The 14,718-nt window shown below is 72.6% G+C and carries 16 protein-coding genes and 1 pseudogene; 7 read left to right on the forward strand and 10 right to left on the reverse strand.

What is annotated here, in order from left to right:
- Window positions 1-195: 195 nt before the first annotated feature.
- Window positions 196-783 carry a DUF456 family protein gene (locus tag CJZ98_RS12215; RefSeq protein ID WP_094591416.1) on the reverse strand — a complete coding sequence of 196 codons (588 nt, stop codon included), beginning with the start codon at window positions 781-783 and terminating at the stop codon, window positions 196-198.
- Window positions 784-804: 21 nt separating this feature from the next.
- Window positions 805-1,776 carry a 16S rRNA (cytosine(1402)-N(4))-methyltransferase RsmH gene (rsmH, locus tag CJZ98_RS12220; RefSeq protein WP_094591417.1) on the reverse strand — a complete coding sequence of 324 codons (972 nt, stop codon included), beginning with the start codon at window positions 1,774-1,776 and terminating at the stop codon, window positions 805-807.
- A 46-nt stretch (window positions 1,777-1,822) separates the two neighbouring features.
- Here rsmH and CJZ98_RS12225 point away from each other — a divergent pair, with 46 nt between their 5' ends.
- From CJZ98_RS12225 to CJZ98_RS19455, 3 genes and pseudogenes are all read left to right on the forward strand, one after another.
- A complete protein-coding gene (locus CJZ98_RS12225; protein WP_094591418.1) occupies window positions 1,823-3,007 on the forward strand; it encodes an NAD(P)H-quinone oxidoreductase subunit H in 1,185 nt (394 codons plus the stop codon).
- A gap of 127 nt (window positions 3,008-3,134) precedes the next feature.
- Window positions 3,135-3,260 (forward strand): annotated as a pseudogene (locus CJZ98_RS19450) (DUF2752 domain-containing protein); the annotation flags it as partial.
- Between the two features lie 6 nt (window positions 3,261-3,266).
- Window positions 3,267-3,422, forward strand: coding sequence for a hypothetical protein (locus tag CJZ98_RS19455; protein WP_315855794.1), 156 nt, complete (start codon window positions 3,267-3,269; stop codon window positions 3,420-3,422).
- A 39-nt stretch (window positions 3,423-3,461) separates the two neighbouring features.
- Here the strand turns inward: CJZ98_RS19455 and CJZ98_RS12235 are convergent, their stop codons facing one another.
- Window positions 3,462-4,148: a hypothetical protein gene (locus CJZ98_RS12235; RefSeq protein WP_094591420.1), complete on the reverse strand. Its 687-nt coding sequence runs from the start codon at window positions 4,146-4,148 to the stop codon at window positions 3,462-3,464.
- 184 nt (window positions 4,149-4,332) lie between these two features.
- On the opposite strand from CJZ98_RS12235, the gene CJZ98_RS12240 reads away from it, so the two are divergent.
- Window positions 4,333-4,851, forward strand: a complete 519-nt coding sequence (locus CJZ98_RS12240) for an acyl-CoA thioesterase (protein WP_094591421.1) — start codon at window positions 4,333-4,335, stop codon at window positions 4,849-4,851.
- A 76-nt stretch (window positions 4,852-4,927) separates the two neighbouring features.
- Here the strand turns inward: CJZ98_RS12240 and CJZ98_RS12245 are convergent, their stop codons facing one another.
- From CJZ98_RS12245 to menA, 5 genes are read right to left on the reverse strand one after another with little or no spacing between them, the layout of a single operon-like run.
- Window positions 4,928-5,128 carry a hypothetical protein gene (locus CJZ98_RS12245; RefSeq protein WP_094591422.1) on the reverse strand — a complete coding sequence of 67 codons (201 nt, stop codon included), beginning with the start codon at window positions 5,126-5,128 and terminating at the stop codon, window positions 4,928-4,930.
- Entirely contained in the window at window positions 5,128-5,406 is a 279-nt protein-coding gene (locus CJZ98_RS12250) for a TM2 domain-containing protein (RefSeq protein ID WP_094591423.1), read from the reverse strand. The genes CJZ98_RS12245 and CJZ98_RS12250 overlap by 1 nt, the downstream gene beginning before the upstream one ends.
- Before the next feature lie 46 nt (window positions 5,407-5,452).
- On the reverse strand, window positions 5,453-6,742 hold the full coding sequence (locus CJZ98_RS12255; protein WP_232756440.1) for an AMP-binding protein: 1,290 nt from the start codon (window positions 6,740-6,742) through the stop codon (window positions 5,453-5,455).
- A complete protein-coding gene (locus CJZ98_RS12260) occupies window positions 6,739-7,839 on the reverse strand; it encodes an o-succinylbenzoate synthase (protein ID WP_232756441.1) in 1,101 nt (366 codons plus the stop codon). The genes CJZ98_RS12255 and CJZ98_RS12260 overlap by 4 nt, the downstream gene beginning before the upstream one ends.
- A gap of 5 nt (window positions 7,840-7,844) precedes the next feature.
- Complete coding sequence (gene menA / locus CJZ98_RS12265; protein ID WP_094591424.1) at window positions 7,845-8,867, reverse strand: 2-carboxy-1,4-naphthoquinone phytyltransferase; 1,023 nt, start codon at window positions 8,865-8,867, stop codon at window positions 7,845-7,847.
- A 38-nt stretch (window positions 8,868-8,905) separates the two neighbouring features.
- On the opposite strand from menA, the gene CJZ98_RS12270 reads away from it, so the two are divergent.
- Together CJZ98_RS12270 and CJZ98_RS12275 are read left to right on the forward strand one after the other, a co-directional pair.
- The gene (locus tag CJZ98_RS12270; protein ID WP_094591425.1) at window positions 8,906-10,390 is read left to right on the forward strand and encodes an isochorismate synthase; all 1,485 of its coding nucleotides are present in this window, start codon (window positions 8,906-8,908) and stop codon (window positions 10,388-10,390) included.
- Window positions 10,391-10,449: 59 nt separating this feature from the next.
- The gene (locus tag CJZ98_RS12275; protein ID WP_094591426.1) at window positions 10,450-12,132 is read left to right on the forward strand and encodes a patatin-like phospholipase family protein; all 1,683 of its coding nucleotides are present in this window, start codon (window positions 10,450-10,452) and stop codon (window positions 12,130-12,132) included.
- A 7-nt stretch (window positions 12,133-12,139) separates the two neighbouring features.
- Here the strand turns inward: CJZ98_RS12275 and gshB are convergent, their stop codons facing one another.
- Window positions 12,140-13,141: a glutathione synthase gene (gene gshB, locus CJZ98_RS12280; protein ID WP_094591427.1), complete on the reverse strand. Its 1,002-nt coding sequence runs from the start codon at window positions 13,139-13,141 to the stop codon at window positions 12,140-12,142.
- Complete coding sequence (grxC, locus tag CJZ98_RS12285; RefSeq protein ID WP_094591428.1) at window positions 13,138-13,404, reverse strand: glutaredoxin 3; 267 nt, start codon at window positions 13,402-13,404, stop codon at window positions 13,138-13,140. The genes gshB and grxC overlap by 4 nt, the downstream gene beginning before the upstream one ends.
- Before the next feature lie 186 nt (window positions 13,405-13,590).
- Between grxC and prfB the strand changes: the two genes are divergently transcribed.
- Window positions 13,591-14,716, forward strand: a protein-coding gene (gene prfB, locus CJZ98_RS12290) for a peptide chain release factor 2 (protein WP_108723300.1) whose coding sequence is annotated in 2 segments (ribosomal slippage) — window positions 13,591-13,665 and window positions 13,667-14,716 — 1,125 coding nt in all. Because the reading frame shifts where the segments join, the coding sequence is not laid out codon by codon here.
- Window positions 14,717-14,718: the final 2 nt, after the last annotated feature.

Genomic DNA, 14,718 nt, shown 5'->3' on the forward strand with positions numbered 1-14,718 from the left:
GCTCGGCCTGCAGCGCCGGCAGCCCCTCCCACGTGCTGGCGGCCCTGGGCCGCAGCCGCGCCGAGGCGGCAGCCTCGATCCGCTTCGGGCTGGGGCGCGGCACGACCGCTGCCGAGATCGAGGCGGCGCTGGCGGTGCTCGGCGCCGCGATCCAGGAGCTGCGGGGGTGAGACCTTCGGGCCCTCGGCTGGGCCGTCAGCCCGGCAGCCAGACGCTCAGCACCACGAACCCCAGCACCCCGATCAGCGCCAGGATCACCTGGGCCAGCCGGCTCACGAGCATGCCGCTCACCACCGCCAGGCCCACCACCAGCGAGCGGCGCAGCGTCTCGAAGCCGCGCGTGCGGCCGGCGCCGAGCTCGGCCACCAGCTCGCCGAGGGCCGCGCCTGCCAGCGGCCCCACCAGGGCCCCCAGCAGCGGGCCGCCCACCGGCAGGGCCGGCAACAGCCCCAGCAGCCCCACCACCAGGCCAAGGCCGGCCCCGATGTAGGCCCAGCGGCTGGCCTTGAGCCGGGCCGCGCCCAGCACCAGGCCCAGGGCGTCGGCGCCCCAGCCCAGCAGCAGGATCAGCACCGCCAGGGCCAGGGCCGGCCAGCCGGCACTCCAGCCCACCGCCCAGCACCACAGGCCGGCGCCGATCGGCAACAGCGCCAGGCCGGGCAGCACCGGGAACAGGGTGCCGGGGATCGCCACCAGCTGGATCGCCAGCGCCACCCACCAGATCAGGTCGGTGCGGCTGATGCCGGCCAGGGCCTGGCGCAGGGGGTCGAGGAGGTCGTCCATCAGGCAGGCATCAGGCGAGCGTCAGGCGGAGGCGCCGGACTCGAGCGGGCGGCGGCGGGCCACCCGCAGCTTGGCCGAGCGGCTGCGGGGATTGGCGGCCTGCTCCGCCTCGTCCGCCACCAGGGGCTTGCGGGTCACCCGCTGCAGCCGCCCATCGCCGGCGAAGGCCGTCTTGACGCGCCGGTCCTCCAGCGAGTGGAAGCTGATCACGCCGACCAGGCCGCCGGGCAGCAGCCAGTCGGGGGCGGCGGCGAGCAGGCGGTCGAGCACGCCCAGCTCGTCGTTCACGGCGATGCGCAGGGCCTGGAAGGTGCGGGTGGCGGGATGGATGCGGCCGCGACGGGCCGCCGGTGGATAGCAGCCGGCCACCAGGTAGGCCAGGGCGGCGGTCCCGGCGAAGGGGCCCTGCTCGGCCAGATGGGCCTTGATCTTGCGGGCGATCCGGCGCGACAGGCGCTCCTCGCCGTAGGCGTAGATCAGATCGGCCAGCTCGGCCTCCTCCAGGCGCGCGATCAGCTCCGCGACGGTCTCGCCCGCCTCGGGGTTCATGCGCATGTCCAGCGGCCCATCGGCGCGGAAGCTGAAGCCGCGGTCCGCCACATCCAGCTGGGGACTGCTCACACCCAGGTCCGCCAGCACCAGGGCGGCGGGCTCCGGCGGCGTGAAGGCCGCGAAGTTGCTGGCCACGATCGACACCCGCTCGCCGAAGGGCGCCAGCCGGGCGGCGGCGGCGGCGCGGGCGGTGGGGTCCTGGTCCAGGCCGATCAGGCGCAGCTGGGGGTGGGCCTCCAGCAGCAGGGCGCTGTGGCCGCCACCGCCGAGGGTGCAGTCGATCAGCAGGGGGGCGGCGCCCGCCGGGGTGGGCGGCAGGTCCGCCAAGGCCTCCAGCAGGGGCCCCGCCAGCACCGGCACGTGCTCGAACGGATCGTCCGTGGCCCCAGCCAGCGGTGGGACCGACGGCGGATCAGTCGGGGTGGTGGCCGAATCGGGCATGGCTTCCTTCCTAAGATCCCGCCAACGACCCTCAGCCCACGGCCCCATGACGCAGCTGGAGACGCGCACGGAGCCGATGGTGGTCAACTTCGGCCCCCATCACCCCTCGATGCACGGGGTGCTGCGGCTGGTGGTGACCCTCGACGGCGAGGACGTGGTGGACTGCGAGCCGGTGATCGGCTACCTCCACCGCGGCATGGAGAAGATCGCCGAGAACCGCACGAACGTGATGTTCGTGCCCTACGTGAGCCGCATGGACTATGCGGCGGGCATGTTCTACGAGGCGATCGTGGTGAACGCCCCGGAGCGCCTGGCCGATGTGCCGGTGCCCAGGCGCGCCAGCTACATCCGCGTGCTGATGCTGGAGCTCAACCGCATCGCCAACCACCTGCTCTGGCTTGGCCCCTTCCTGGCGGATGTGGGCGCCCAGACGCCGTTCTTCTACATCTTCCGCGAGCGGGAGATGATCTACGACCTGTGGGAAGCGGCCACCGGCCAGCGCCTGATCAACAACAACTACTTCCGCATCGGCGGGGTGGCGGCCGACCTGCCCTACGGCTGGCTGGAGAAGTGCCTGGACTTCTGCGATTGGTTCGGCCCCAAGATCGACGAATACGAAAAGCTGATCACCAACAACCCGATCTTCCGCCGCCGGATTGAAGGCCTGGGTGTGGTCAGCCGCGAGCAGGCGATCAACTGGAGCCTCTCGGGCCCGATGCTGCGGGCCTCCGGCGTGCCCTGGGATCTGCGCAAGGTGGACCACTACGAGTGCTACGACGACTTCGAGTGGGACGTGGCCTGGCAGAAGGAGGGTGACTGCTACGCCCGCTACCGGGTGCGGATCGAGGAGATGCGCCAGTCGCTGAAGATCGTGCGCCAGGCCGCTCAGCAGATCCCCGGCGGCCCCACCGAAAACCTGGAAGCCCGCCGCCTGGCGGAGGGCAAGAAGAGTGAGTGGTATGGCTTCGATTACCAGTACGTGGCCAAGAAGGTGGCGCCCACCTTCAAGATTCCCTCCGGTGAGCTCTACACCCGCCTGGAATCGGGCAAGGGCGAGATCGGCGTGTTCATCCAGGGCAACGACGACGTGACCCCCTGGCGCTTCAAGATCCGCGCCGCCGATTCCAACAACCTGCAGATCCTGCCCCACATCCTCAAGGGGGCCAAGGTGGCCGACATCATGGCGATCCTCGGCTCGATTGACGTGATCATGGGGTCGGTGGATCGATGAACAGCCCGGACCACTGAGCCGCTTCCTCGCCAACCTGCGCCGCGCCGGCGTTCTGCTGCCGGCCAGCCTCACGGGCTACCTCTGGCTCAAGGGTGGCCATCCGGGTCTGCCGGGCTTCGCCTGTCCGCTGCGGGCCCTCACCGGCATTCCCTGCCCCACCTGCTTCCTCACCCGCGCCACCGCCGCCAGCCTGCGGGGCGACTTCGGCGAGGCCCTGGCCCTGCATGCCTTCGGCCCGCTGGCGGCTGCGGCGCTGCTGGTGTGGTCGGTGCAGGCGATCCGGCGGCGGCGGCTCTACCCGCAGGGGCTGCAGGCCTGGCACGTGGTAGCCGCCAGCCTGGGCCTGCTGGCCTACTGGGGCCTGCGGATGGGGCTCAGCTACGGCCTGGGGCTGGCCGCCTTCCCCAGCGGCTGAGCCCCAGCGGCTGAACCAGGCCCACCCGGAGGCCGGGGCTCAGGAGAGCACACCCTTGTAGTAGGCGGCGTTCTGAAGATAGAAGGTGGACACCGGCACGGCCACCAGCGCCCCCAGGCCGCAGGTGCAGACCGACACCACGATCACCACCAGGAAGGCCAGCACCTGGATGCCCACGAACTCCCAGCCCTTCGGCGAGCGATACACGGCCTGGAAGGCATCCACGAAGGTCTGCAGCACCGGCCCATCGCCGTTGAAGATCTTGTTGACGTACACCGGCCCCACCAGGGCCACGGCGATGCCGGGCAGGATGCAGAGCACGAACCCCAGGCCGGCCACCAGCGAGAACAGCAGGCCCGCCAGCAGGTAGCGCCAGGGCCGGCGGAACAGGGTGCGGAAGGCCTGCTCCACGCCGATCGTCTCGCCGGTGGCGTAGTGGAGAGCAGGCACCGCCACGAACAGCACCCCCACCAGGCTGGAGAGCAGCGAGAAGGGCAGCTGGCCCAGTTGCCCCACCAGGCCGGCGATGGTGGTGGCGGTCTCGCTGCTGCTGTCGCCGCCGCTGATGGCAATGACCGCCAGCGTGATCAGCAGATACACCGCCAGGCCCACGCCGCTGATCACGGCGGTGGCCACCCAGGTGAGCAGGATCGTGGGCAGATGGGCCAGGAAGGCCTGCCAGGCCCGCTCCAGGGTGGGCTGCTCGTAGGCGGCAGGGGAGGCCAAGGCGGATCGGGCGCACTCGGCGGAATGTAGGGGCGGCGTCCAATACCAGCAAGACAACCCAACACGCAGGACAGCCTCGCCAGCCAGCAACCCATGGCGCCCGCTGCTGCGCTTTGGACCACCCGGGCCGGCACGGCCATCGCGGTCCCCGTCAGAGTTCGCCCAGCGATCGCCCCGAGCGCCAATGGCCGTCCTCGACCCCCGCACCTGGCTGGAACTGCACCGCCGCGTGCGTTTCGGCGACACGGATGCCGCCGGGGTGATGCACTTCCACCAGCTGCTGCGCTGGTGCCACGAGGCCTACGAGGAGAGCCTGGAGCGCTTCGGCATCGCCGCGGCGGCCGTTTTCCCCACGCCTGGGGAAAACCTGGCGGTGGCGCTGCCGATCGTGCACTGCAGCGCCGATTTCCGCCGTCCGCTGGTCTGCGGTGACGCCCTGGCCATCGCCCTGGAGCCGCAGCGGCTCGAACGAGGCCGCTTCGAGGTGCGCTACCGCTTCCGCTGCGCCAACCCCGATCACGAAGGCTCAGCGGATCCAACCCAGGCCGCTGATCGCCCGCCCGCAGCCAAGCCCCTGGCAGCCCAGGGCCTCACCAGCCACATCGCCATCGAGAGCAGCACCCGCCGCCGCTGCGACCTGCCGGAGCCGATCGAGCGCTGGCTGGAGGCCTCCAGCCTGGGCCAGGGACCTCGGCCCCTTTGAGGGTGCGGGGCTGCGGCGCTCTCTGAGCTGACAGGAGCCGCCGTGCCTGCCGTGGCGCCCGGCTCCCCCCAAAGCTTCAGTCGCGGCGGTGGATCAGCCCCCACAGCAGGGCCGCCAGCTGCAGCGGCAGCAGGCTGGCCAGCAGCGCCAGCGGATGCAGCTCCCCCGCGGGGATGGCGGCAAAGCAACTGGCACTCACCAGCGCCCCGAGCACAAGGATCGCCAGCAACCCGGGCCGCTGGCTGCCGCTGCGCCGTCGCTGCAGGGACCCTTGCATCAGAACCACTCCTTCTTGCCGTCCACGTAGGTGGCCTGGAACTCCTCGGGCGTCTTGGTGAGGTAGATGATGCCCTCGATCAGGCCGATCACGCCCATCACCCCGGAGGCCACGCCGCAGGTGAGAACGCCGCCCACCAGGGTGACCACCAACATGATGATTCCGGGGGTCGTGTAGCCCAGCAGGAACTTGTGGATCCCGAAGGCGCCCAGAAAAATCCCCAGAAGACCGGCGGCCAGCTTCTTGTTGCTGATTTCGTTGAGGTTGCTGTCGGTCATGGCCGGGGGCGCGTTCTCCCGCTTGTAGCCGGGGCCCAGTGATCTGTCACTGGTTTGTGATCGGCTGCTGCATCAGCCAGGCGCGCCAGCGGCCCCGCTGCCACTTGCCGAGGGCTGTGGGGGCCAGCTCGGCACAGGCCAGCCAGCGCCGCGGCCGCTGGCTGGGGGGGAGCTGCAGCGCCAGCTGCCGCAGTCGCTCCGCCAGCGGCACCGGCACGGATTGGTCCGCCCCAGGTGCGCCTGTGGCGGCCGCCGCTGGCCGGTAGAGCCCCACCAGGCGCTCGCCCCAGAGCGGATCGGATTCGGGCAGCAGCAGCAGGGCCTCCAGCGGCAGCCCCGCCTGCTCCGCCAGCGCCCGCAGCCGCACCTCCACCTGCTCCGGGAACACGGTTTCGCCGCCGCTGCTGATGGCGCCATCCAGGCGGCCCAGCAGCTCCAGGCCGGCCGGTCCGAGGCGGCCCCGGTCGCCACTGCACCACCAGCCATCGTGCAGGGGAAGGGGCTGCAGCTGCCCGGCGGCCCACCAGCCGGCCGCCAGGCTGGCCGCCCGGATCCGCACGGCACCATCGCCGGGATCGATCGCCAGCTCGGCGTGGCCCAGGGACCGCCCCACGCCGGGGTCCCCGGCCAGGAAGCGCGCCGGCTCCAGGGCGCAGACCATGGCCCCGGTCTCGCTGCTGCCGTAGCAGGGGGAAAGCGGCAGGCCGGCGGCCCGGCAGCGCTCCGCCAGCGCCGCCGGAAGGGCCGCGCCACCCACCCAGATCACGGCGCAGCGGGCCAGCCAGGCCAGGCCATCGGGGTGATCCACCAGGCGCTGCAGCTGGGTGGGCACCAGGGAGATCAGGGCGGGCCGCCGGGGATCGAGGGGCTGGGCCTGGGCGAGCCGGGCCGGGTCGCGCAGCAGCGCCGGCTCCAGCCAGCGCAGCTCGGCCCCCCAGCGCCGCGCCCGCAGCAGCGGCATCAGCCCGCTCACGTGGTGCAGGGGCAGGGGGTTGAGGAGCAGCGACGCGGCCGGATCCATACCGAGGCCCTCCAGCCAGGCCGCGAGCGCGTCCAGCGCAGCGTCCAGGCTCTCGAGGGGCTGCAGCACCCAGCGGCGGGCGCCGCTGCTGCCGCCGCTGCCCACCACCACCGCTGGCCCTGGCCAGTGCCCGCTCTGCAGCGGGGCCTGCAGCCCCAGGGCCGCCACCAGCTCCCGCTCCTCCTGGGGGGCCGCCAGCCCCACCACCAGCCCCTGCGCGAGCAGGACTTCCAGTTGCGCCGCCGTGGCCGCCGGGTCGGGGCCACAGCCCAGCAGCACCCGGCCAGATCCAAGCTCGCGCACGCCGCTGCTCACGCCAACGCCTCCCAGGCCTGCCGCGGATCGGCGCTGAACAGCGGACCCTCCGGCCGCCAGCCCGGCGCCAGGCCGGGGGCGGTGGGCGTGGGGCCCTCCACCTGCAGGGCCGCCAGGTGGCCCAGCAGCCGGCGCCCCACACCGGTTTCAAAGGCCGTGCTCAGCATCAGCCGCGGCCGGCCATCCGCCAGCGCCGCCAACAGAGGCCGGGGGTCCCCCTCCAGCACCGGCCGCCGCACCTGCCAGCCCGGCCAGGAGGCCATCAGCTCGGGCCGCTGCCGCAGCGACTCATCCAGCGCCACCGGCAGCCGCGCCGCCAGGGCCTCCAGGCCCGCCTGGTCGGCGGGGGCGAGGGGCTGCTCCAGCCACTCCAGCCGGGGATCCCCGACCAGGCGATCGGCCCAGGCCCCGGCGGTGGCCCGATCCCAGCCGCCATTGGCATCGAGGCGCAGGCGCGCCCCGGCAGGCAGCCGCGCCAGCAGCTGCTCCAGCAGGTGACGCTCCAGGCCGTCGTCGGCAGCGGCCACCTTCCACTTGAAGGTGGGGGGCGAGGGGGCTCCCCGGCCGGATCCAGCGACCCCGCTGGGCCCGATCGGCTCCGGGTCCGGGGGTGCCGCGAGGGTCTGACAGGCCGCCAGGCCGGCTTCCAAGGCCGGCAGGACCGCCTCACCGGCCGGCAACAACTGGGCCGTGGCGGGGGCTGAGCGCCAGCCGCCGCTGGCGGGTGAGCCCAGCCCATCAAGCTCCGCCAGGGCCAGGCCGATCGCAAAGCCCAGCTCCAACGGCAGGGCCGGCAGCCGGGCTTCCAGCGCCAGGCGCGACACCCGAGCGCCCAGGTCGTCGATCGCCGCCGTGCAGGCGGCATGGGCCGGCGCCCCTGAGCCGTCCCCGCCCAACTCCAGCGGCGCCGCCTCGCCCCAGCCCTCCGCGCCCCTCCCGTCCTGCAGGCGCAGCAGCCAGCCGCGCCGCCAGGCCAGCGCCCCCTGGGCCGTGACCAGCTCCCGCGGCAGCCGGAAGTGGAAGGGCCGCCAGGCCAGCTGCAGCCGGTCGTCGCGGCTGCCGCCGGGCTCCGCCACCCCCAGGGGACCGGCCGCCACAGCGCTCAGCGACCGCCGGGGGCTCCCCCGAGCCAGGGGGCCAGCAGCGGACCCAGCGCCAGCCCCAGCGCCAGGCCCAGACCGTTGAGGGCCTGGAAGCGCAGGGCCAGAAACTTGCTGCCGCTGATCCGCTGCGGATCGCGATGGTGCTCCCGCAGCAGCCGGATCAGGGCCTGGCCCGCCGGCAGCCCCGCCACCCCCAGCAGGGCCGTGAGCGGCCACTGGCCCACCAGCACCGGCGCCCACTGGAAGGAGAGGGTGCCGGCCACGAACCAGGGCACCAGGCCGGCGGCCGCGCCGGTGCAAAGCCGCACCACGGGTGAGCGCTTGCCGTGGGCCGCGTCCTCCTCCACCTGGTGGAAGTGGGAGCAGAACAGCACCAGGGTGGTGGCCAGGGCGGGGCCGCTGCCCAGCTCGATCGCCGTGCCCCAGGGCACCGCCGCCAACCAGCCGGCGGCGCCGGCCTCGGCGGGCGGCGCCAGGGCCAGCAGGCCGGCGGCGGTGGCCAGCGGACCGAAGGCGATCCAGCACAGCGGTTCCCCCAGGCCGCGGTAGCCCAGGCGGAACGGCGGGCCCTGGTAGGCGTAGCCGATGCCGCAGCAGGCCAGCACCAGGGCCAGCACCGCCGGGCTGCTGCGCAGGGCCACCAGGGCCATCAGGGCCAGGCCCAGCAGCAGGGCGCCGTTGGCCAGGGCCGCCACCCGGTCGCGCCGGCCGGTGAGGTTCACCACGGAGTGGGGCTTGCCCTGGGCATCCACGCCGGTGTCGGCATCAAACACGTCGTTGGCCAGGTTTTCCCAGGCCAGCAGCAGCACCGCCGCCAGCAGGAACAGCAGCAGCTGATCCAGCCGCACCGCCAGCCCCTGACCCACCCGCCAGCCCCCGGCCAGCAGCACGGGCATCACCGCCACCGCATACATCGGCCACTTGATCGCGGCCTTCCAGAGGCGGCGCCGGTCCGGAGCCTGGGCGGCGCCATCCAGCCCCAAGGGGGCGTGAAGGCTTGCGACGACCTGGGGCTCGGACATGGCTGCCGGGGCCTGGCGGCGGGGGAAGGCCCATACATTTGAGCAGCCGCCTCGTCGCAGCCTCGGTGCAGGCTCCACCCAGCGTCACCCCCAGCAGCCCAGGCAGCGCCCCGGAGAGCGGAACAGCCTCCTTCGCGGACCTGCTGGCGGCGGCGGTCCAGGGGGCCCGCCAGCTGGATGAGGAGGGCGTGCTGAGCCTGGCGATCCCGCTGGCCAGTCGGGATCCGATGGCCCTGCTGCCCCATCTGGAGGGCGGCCACCGCTTCCGCTTCCTCTGGGACGGCGCCCCGGGCCTGTGCCTGGCGGCCAGCGGCAAGACCCACAGCCTGGAGCTGAGCGGTCCGCGGCGCTTCGAACTGGCCCAGCGCTTCAGCGCCGTGAGCCTGAGCCGGCTGGCGGCACCCCAGAGCTGTCCGCCCTTGGCACGGCCACGGGTGCTGCTGGCCTTCTCCTTCTTCGACAGCCCCCTGCAGGAGGGCAGCGGCGTGAGCGGAGTGCAGGCCGTGCTGCCCCGCTGGCAGCTGAGCCGCCAGGGCCGCCACTGCTGGCTGAGGCTGCAGCGCAGCCTCGGCGGGGGGGTGACCGCCCGCAGCGTGGCCGAGGAGCTGTGGGAGCAGGCCCGCCGCCTGGAGGCCCTCCCCGGCGACCCCGAAGCCTGGTCCGGCCGGGACCTGGGGCCCGCCGTGGCCCAGCGCTCCCCCTGGCAGGACGGGTACCGCACGGCCGTGGAGCGGGGGCTGGAGCTGGTGGAGGCCGGCGCCCTGCGCAAGCTGGTGCTGGCGGTGCGCCAGCAGCTGCTCCTCGACGCCCCCCTCGACCCCCTGCGTCTGCTGGCCCACCTGCGCCAGCGCCAGCCCGGCAGCTGCCGCTTCCTCTGGCAGCTGGCCGATGGCGCCGCCCTGCTGGGGGCCTCACCGGAGCGGCTGCTCACGGTGCGCCAAGGGCAGCTGCGCAGCGATGCCCTGGCCGGCACCGCCCCGATCGGCCCCGCCGCCGAGCTGCTGCCCGGCTCCAGCAAGGACCGCCACGAGCACGAGCTGGTGGTGGAGGCCATCACCCAGGTGCTGCGGGAGGCCGGCCTCGATCCACGCCGGCCCCGCCATCCGCGCCTGGCCCGCCACGGCCAGCTGGTGCATCTGCACACCCCGATCACGGCGGCCCTGGCCGGTCACCAGCCCCTGGCCCTGGCCGCCGCCCTGCATCCCACGCCGGCGGTGGCGGGGCTGCCGCGGCGGGAGGCCATGGCGGCCCTGCGCAGCCTGGAGCCCTTCGAGCGCGGCCACTACGCGGCCCCGATCGGCTGGATCGACAGCGAGGGCGACGCCGAGCTGCGGGTGGCGATCCGCAGCGGCAGCCTGCACGGCCGCCAGCTCGAACTCACAGCCGGCGCCGGGCTGGTCCAGGGCTCGGTGCCGGAGCGGGAGCTGCAGGAGGTGGCACTCAAGCTGGGCGTGCTGCAGCAGCAGCTGAACCTGCCCCAGGAGCCGACGCCGCAACCGCTGCGACCTGCAGTCAACCACTGAACCCGGCATGATCGCCCCGAGGGGCACACGCCCAGAACGGGGAGAGCCCAGGGCCAGGAATGCAGCTCCACACCCTGCTTGAGGAGGCCTTCAGCGGCTCCAGCCTGTTCGCGGGGCTCGATCCGCAGCGCATCACCCAGCTGCAGCCGCCCACCGGATCGCTGCGGGAAGGCGAGGTGCTGTTCCAGCAGGGTGACCCGGCGGAGGTGAGCTACGTGCTCATCCGCGGCGTGCTTGGCCTGCACACCGGGCCCCTGAGCACGTCCACGCCGTTCTTCCGCAAGGTGGTGTCCGGCGAATTGGTGGGGGAGTACGGACCGCTCTGCGGCGAACCGCGCTCCGCCTCGGCCGTGGCCCTCACCCCGGTGGACTACCTGCAGCTGAATCGGGAACAGCTGCTGGGGCTGCTCCAGGAGCACGCCATCCTCCAGGCCCGGGTGCTGGCCTCCATGGCCGAAGCCGCCTCTCTTGGCCGCGACCCGCGCCGGGCACCGCTTGACGCGGTGCTGATTCATGACGCCAGCCCGGGCTCCGCGCTGACCCGGGCCGCGCTGGAGCAGCTGATCACCCCCCTGCAGCGCCAGGCCAGGCTCAGCGGTCACGACCAGGCGGCGCGGCTGGAGCGGCTCCAGCCCGGCGAGGAACAGCGCCTGCATGCGCTGCTGGCCGACGCCACCCGCTCCGGGGCTCTCACGGTGCTGTTCAGCGACGATCCCGCCCTGCTCAGCCGCCGCAACCAACTGCTGATCGACCGGCTGTTGATCCTCTGCGACGGCCAGGCCAGCGCCATCAACCTGCCCGAGGTGGTCGACGAGAACGCCCTGCTGGTGCGGCTCTGGCCCCAGGGCCAGCGCACCCCCAGCTCCCGGCCCTGGGCCACCCAGCGGGCCTTCGCCCAGGTGCTCAACCTGAAGCCGGAGCGGCCCCAGCATCTGGAGCGGCTGGCGCGCGCCGCCCTGCGGCGTCAGAACGTGCTGGTGCTGGGGGGCGGCGGCTCCAGGGGTTTTGCCCACATCGGCGCGCTGCGCGCCATGGAGGAGCTGGGCCTGGACGACATCGACATGGTGATGGGCGTGAGCATCGGCGCCCTGGTGGCCTCCCTGGCCGCCTTCGACCATCCGGCCGAGGAGATCTTCGCCAATCTGGAGCGGGTGATCATCAGGGCGCGGCCCTACGGCCTCACCCTGCCCCGCGACTCCCTGTTCACCCTGCGCAACTCGCGGCGGGAGCTGCAGCGCTTCTTCGGCTCCACCCAGATCCAGGACAGCTGGCTGTCACTGCGCTGCTTCTCGGCCAACCTCTCCAACAAGCGCCTGCACGGCTGGGACCGCGGCGAGATCCCCTCCGCCGTGATCGCCAGCATGTCGGTGCCGGGCATCTTTCCGCCGGTGCAGGACGGCCAGGGCCAGCTGCACGTGGATGGCGGCATCCTCAACAACCTGCCCGTCTGCGAAGCCCGGCGGGAGACTGACGGGCGGGTCATCGCGATCTCGCTGGGCTCCCTGCCCCAGCCGGGCCCGGGGGTCCGCGAGCGCCCCTCCCTGGGACGAACGATCATCGACTCGATGCTCTGCGCCTCCCATGCCGAGACCCTGGCCCAGGAGCGGCTGGCGGACGTGATGCTGCGCCCGAAGATCGGCCACTTCCCCTTCCTGGAGTGGAAGCGCTACCGGGAGATCCATGACGCGGGCTACAGCCACGCCCACCAGGTGCTCAGCGTGGAGCTGGGGCTGCGCGGCTGACGGGAGCTCAGCCCTCCAGCAGCCGGGCCATGGTGATGTCCGCCAGGGGGATGCCGCCCAGCCGCTCGATCTCGCGCACGCCGGTGGGGCTGGTCACGTTGATCTCGCTGAGGCGCCCATCGATCACGTCGATGCCCACGAAGAACAGGCCCTCGGCCCGCAGGGCCGGCGCCAGTTCGGCGCAGATGCGGCGCTCCTGATCGGTGAGCTCGGTGGCCTCGGGTTCGCCCCCCACGGCCAGGTTGCTGCGGAACTCGCCGGCGGCCGGCCTGCGGTTCACGGCGCCCAGGGGCTCGCCGTTCACCAGCAGGATGCGCTTGTCGCCGGCGGTGACCGCCGGCAGGAAGGCCTGCACCATCACGGGCAGCGCCTGCTGCTGGGTCACCAGCTCCAGCAGGGCCTTGAGGCCGGGGGCGCCGCCGTGACTGCGCACCACCCCCTGGCCGGCGCGGCCGCCCAGGGGCTTGAGCACCACCTCGCCGTGGCCTTCGGCGAAGGCCGCCAGCTGCTCCACGTGGGCGCTCACCAGGGTGGGCGCCATCAGATGGCTGTAGCGCAGGGCGCCGAGCTTCTCGTTCCAGCTGCGCAGGGCGGCGGGGTGGTTGAGAACCCGCACCCCCTGAAAAGCGGCGAGCTCCAGCAGGTGGGTGGCGTAGAGGTAGGCCTCATCCACGGGTGGGTCCTTGCGCATCCACACCCGCGGGAAGTGGCCCAGGGGCAGCCAGCGGGGCTCCCCGAGCACCACCCAGGGCTCCGGCACGTCCCAGCCCTCGGGGGTGGGACGGATGTCCGCAAGCTCCGCGGGCTGGGCCCACACCAGGGGCTCGTGGCCGGGCTCCAGGCCGGTGACGGAGAGATCGGCCGGCGTGGCCACCCACACCTGCTGGCCCGCCCGCTGGGCCGCCTGCATCAGGGCCACGCTGGAGTCCTTGGTGGGGCGGAGCCGGGCGATCGGATCCACCACGAACAGCTGGGGCTCCCGCCCGCTGCCGGTGTCGATCGCGCTCAAGCGGCGACTCCCAGCAGGAGATCGAGCTGGCCGGAGCGCTCGAGGGCGTGCAGGTCGTCGCAGCCGCCCACGTGCTGGCCGTTGATGAAGGTCTGGGGCACGCTGCGGCGGCCGCCGCTCTTGGCGGCCATGGCCGCGCGGCCCCGCTCATCGCCGTCGATGGCGAACTCGGTGTAGGCCACGCCCTTGCGGTCGAGCAGGGCCTTGGCGCGGATGCAGAAGGGGCAGGCCCGCCAGGTGTAGATCTCAACCGTCGCCGTCATCACACACCGCAACCATTGGCCGGATCTTAGAAGTGGCGAACTCCCCGCCAGCCGCTGCCACGGGTCGGAAATCCCCTCCCGGCTCCCCAGAGGCCGCGCGTGCCGAGCCGGACCTGTCTGCTGCCCCTCCGCCAAGGCTGTTCCTCCGCCATTGAGTACGGTCGATCCACCGTTCATGCCCCACCGGTGCTCGACCTCACCGACTTCAAGCGCGACCTCTCCGAGCTCACTGACCGCCTGGGCAATGCCCAGGACTGTCTTTGACGTCCCTGCACTGAAAGCACGCCAGCAGGACCTCGAGCAGCTGGCCTCCCAGCCCGACTTCTGGGACGACCAGAAGCAGGCCCAGGCCAAGATGCGCCAGCTCGATGAGGTGAAGGCCCAGCTGGAGCAGCTCGGCCACTGGCAATCGGCCGTGGCTGATGGCGAGGCCACCATCGAGCTCTACGGCCTCGAGCCGGACGACGACCTGCTGGCCGAATCCAACGAGGCCTTGCAGAAGCTGCGCGCCGATCTCGATCGCTGGGAGCTGGAGCGTCTGCTCAGCGGCCCCTACGACAAGGAGGGGGCCGTGATCTCGATCAACGCCGGCGCCGGCGGCACCGACGCCCAGGACTGGGCGCTGATGCTGATGCGCATGTACACCCGCTGGGCGGAAGACCACGGCATGAAGGTGAGCGTGGACGAGCTCAGCGAGGGCGAGGAAGCGGGCATCAAGAGCTGCACGATCGAGATCGAAGGCCGTTACGCCTACGGCTACCTGCGCAACGAGAAGGGCACCCATCGCCTGGTGCGCATCTCCCCCTTCAACGCCAACGACAAACGGCAGACGAGCTTTGCCGGCGTGGAGGTGATGCCCAAGATCGAGGAGGAGGTGAAGCTCAACATCCCCGAGAAAGACCTGGAGATCACCACCTCCCGTTCGGGCGGCGCCGGCGGCCAGAACGTCAACAAGGTGGAAACGGCCGTGCGCATCCTGCACATCCCCACCGGCCTGTTCGTGCGCTGCACCCAGGAGCGCTCCCAGCTCCAGAACAAGGAGAAGGCGATGGCCCTGCTGATGGCCAAGCTGCTGGTGATCGCCCAGGAGCAGCGGGCGGCCGAGATCGCCGACATCCGCGGCGACATCGTGGAGGCGGCCTGGGGCAACCAGATCCGCAACTACGTGTTCCACCCGTACCAGATGGTGAAGGATCTGCGCACCCAGCACGAGACCACCGACGTGCAGGGTGTGATGGACGGCGACCTCGACCCCTTCATCCAGAGCCTGCTGCATGCGGGCGTTGAGGTGGGAGCCGCGGCCGATGACTGAGC

Source organism: Vulcanococcus limneticus LL, from assembly GCF_002252705.1.
GTDB classification, from domain to species: domain Bacteria; phylum Cyanobacteriota; class Cyanobacteriia; order PCC-6307; family Cyanobiaceae; genus Vulcanococcus; species Vulcanococcus limneticus.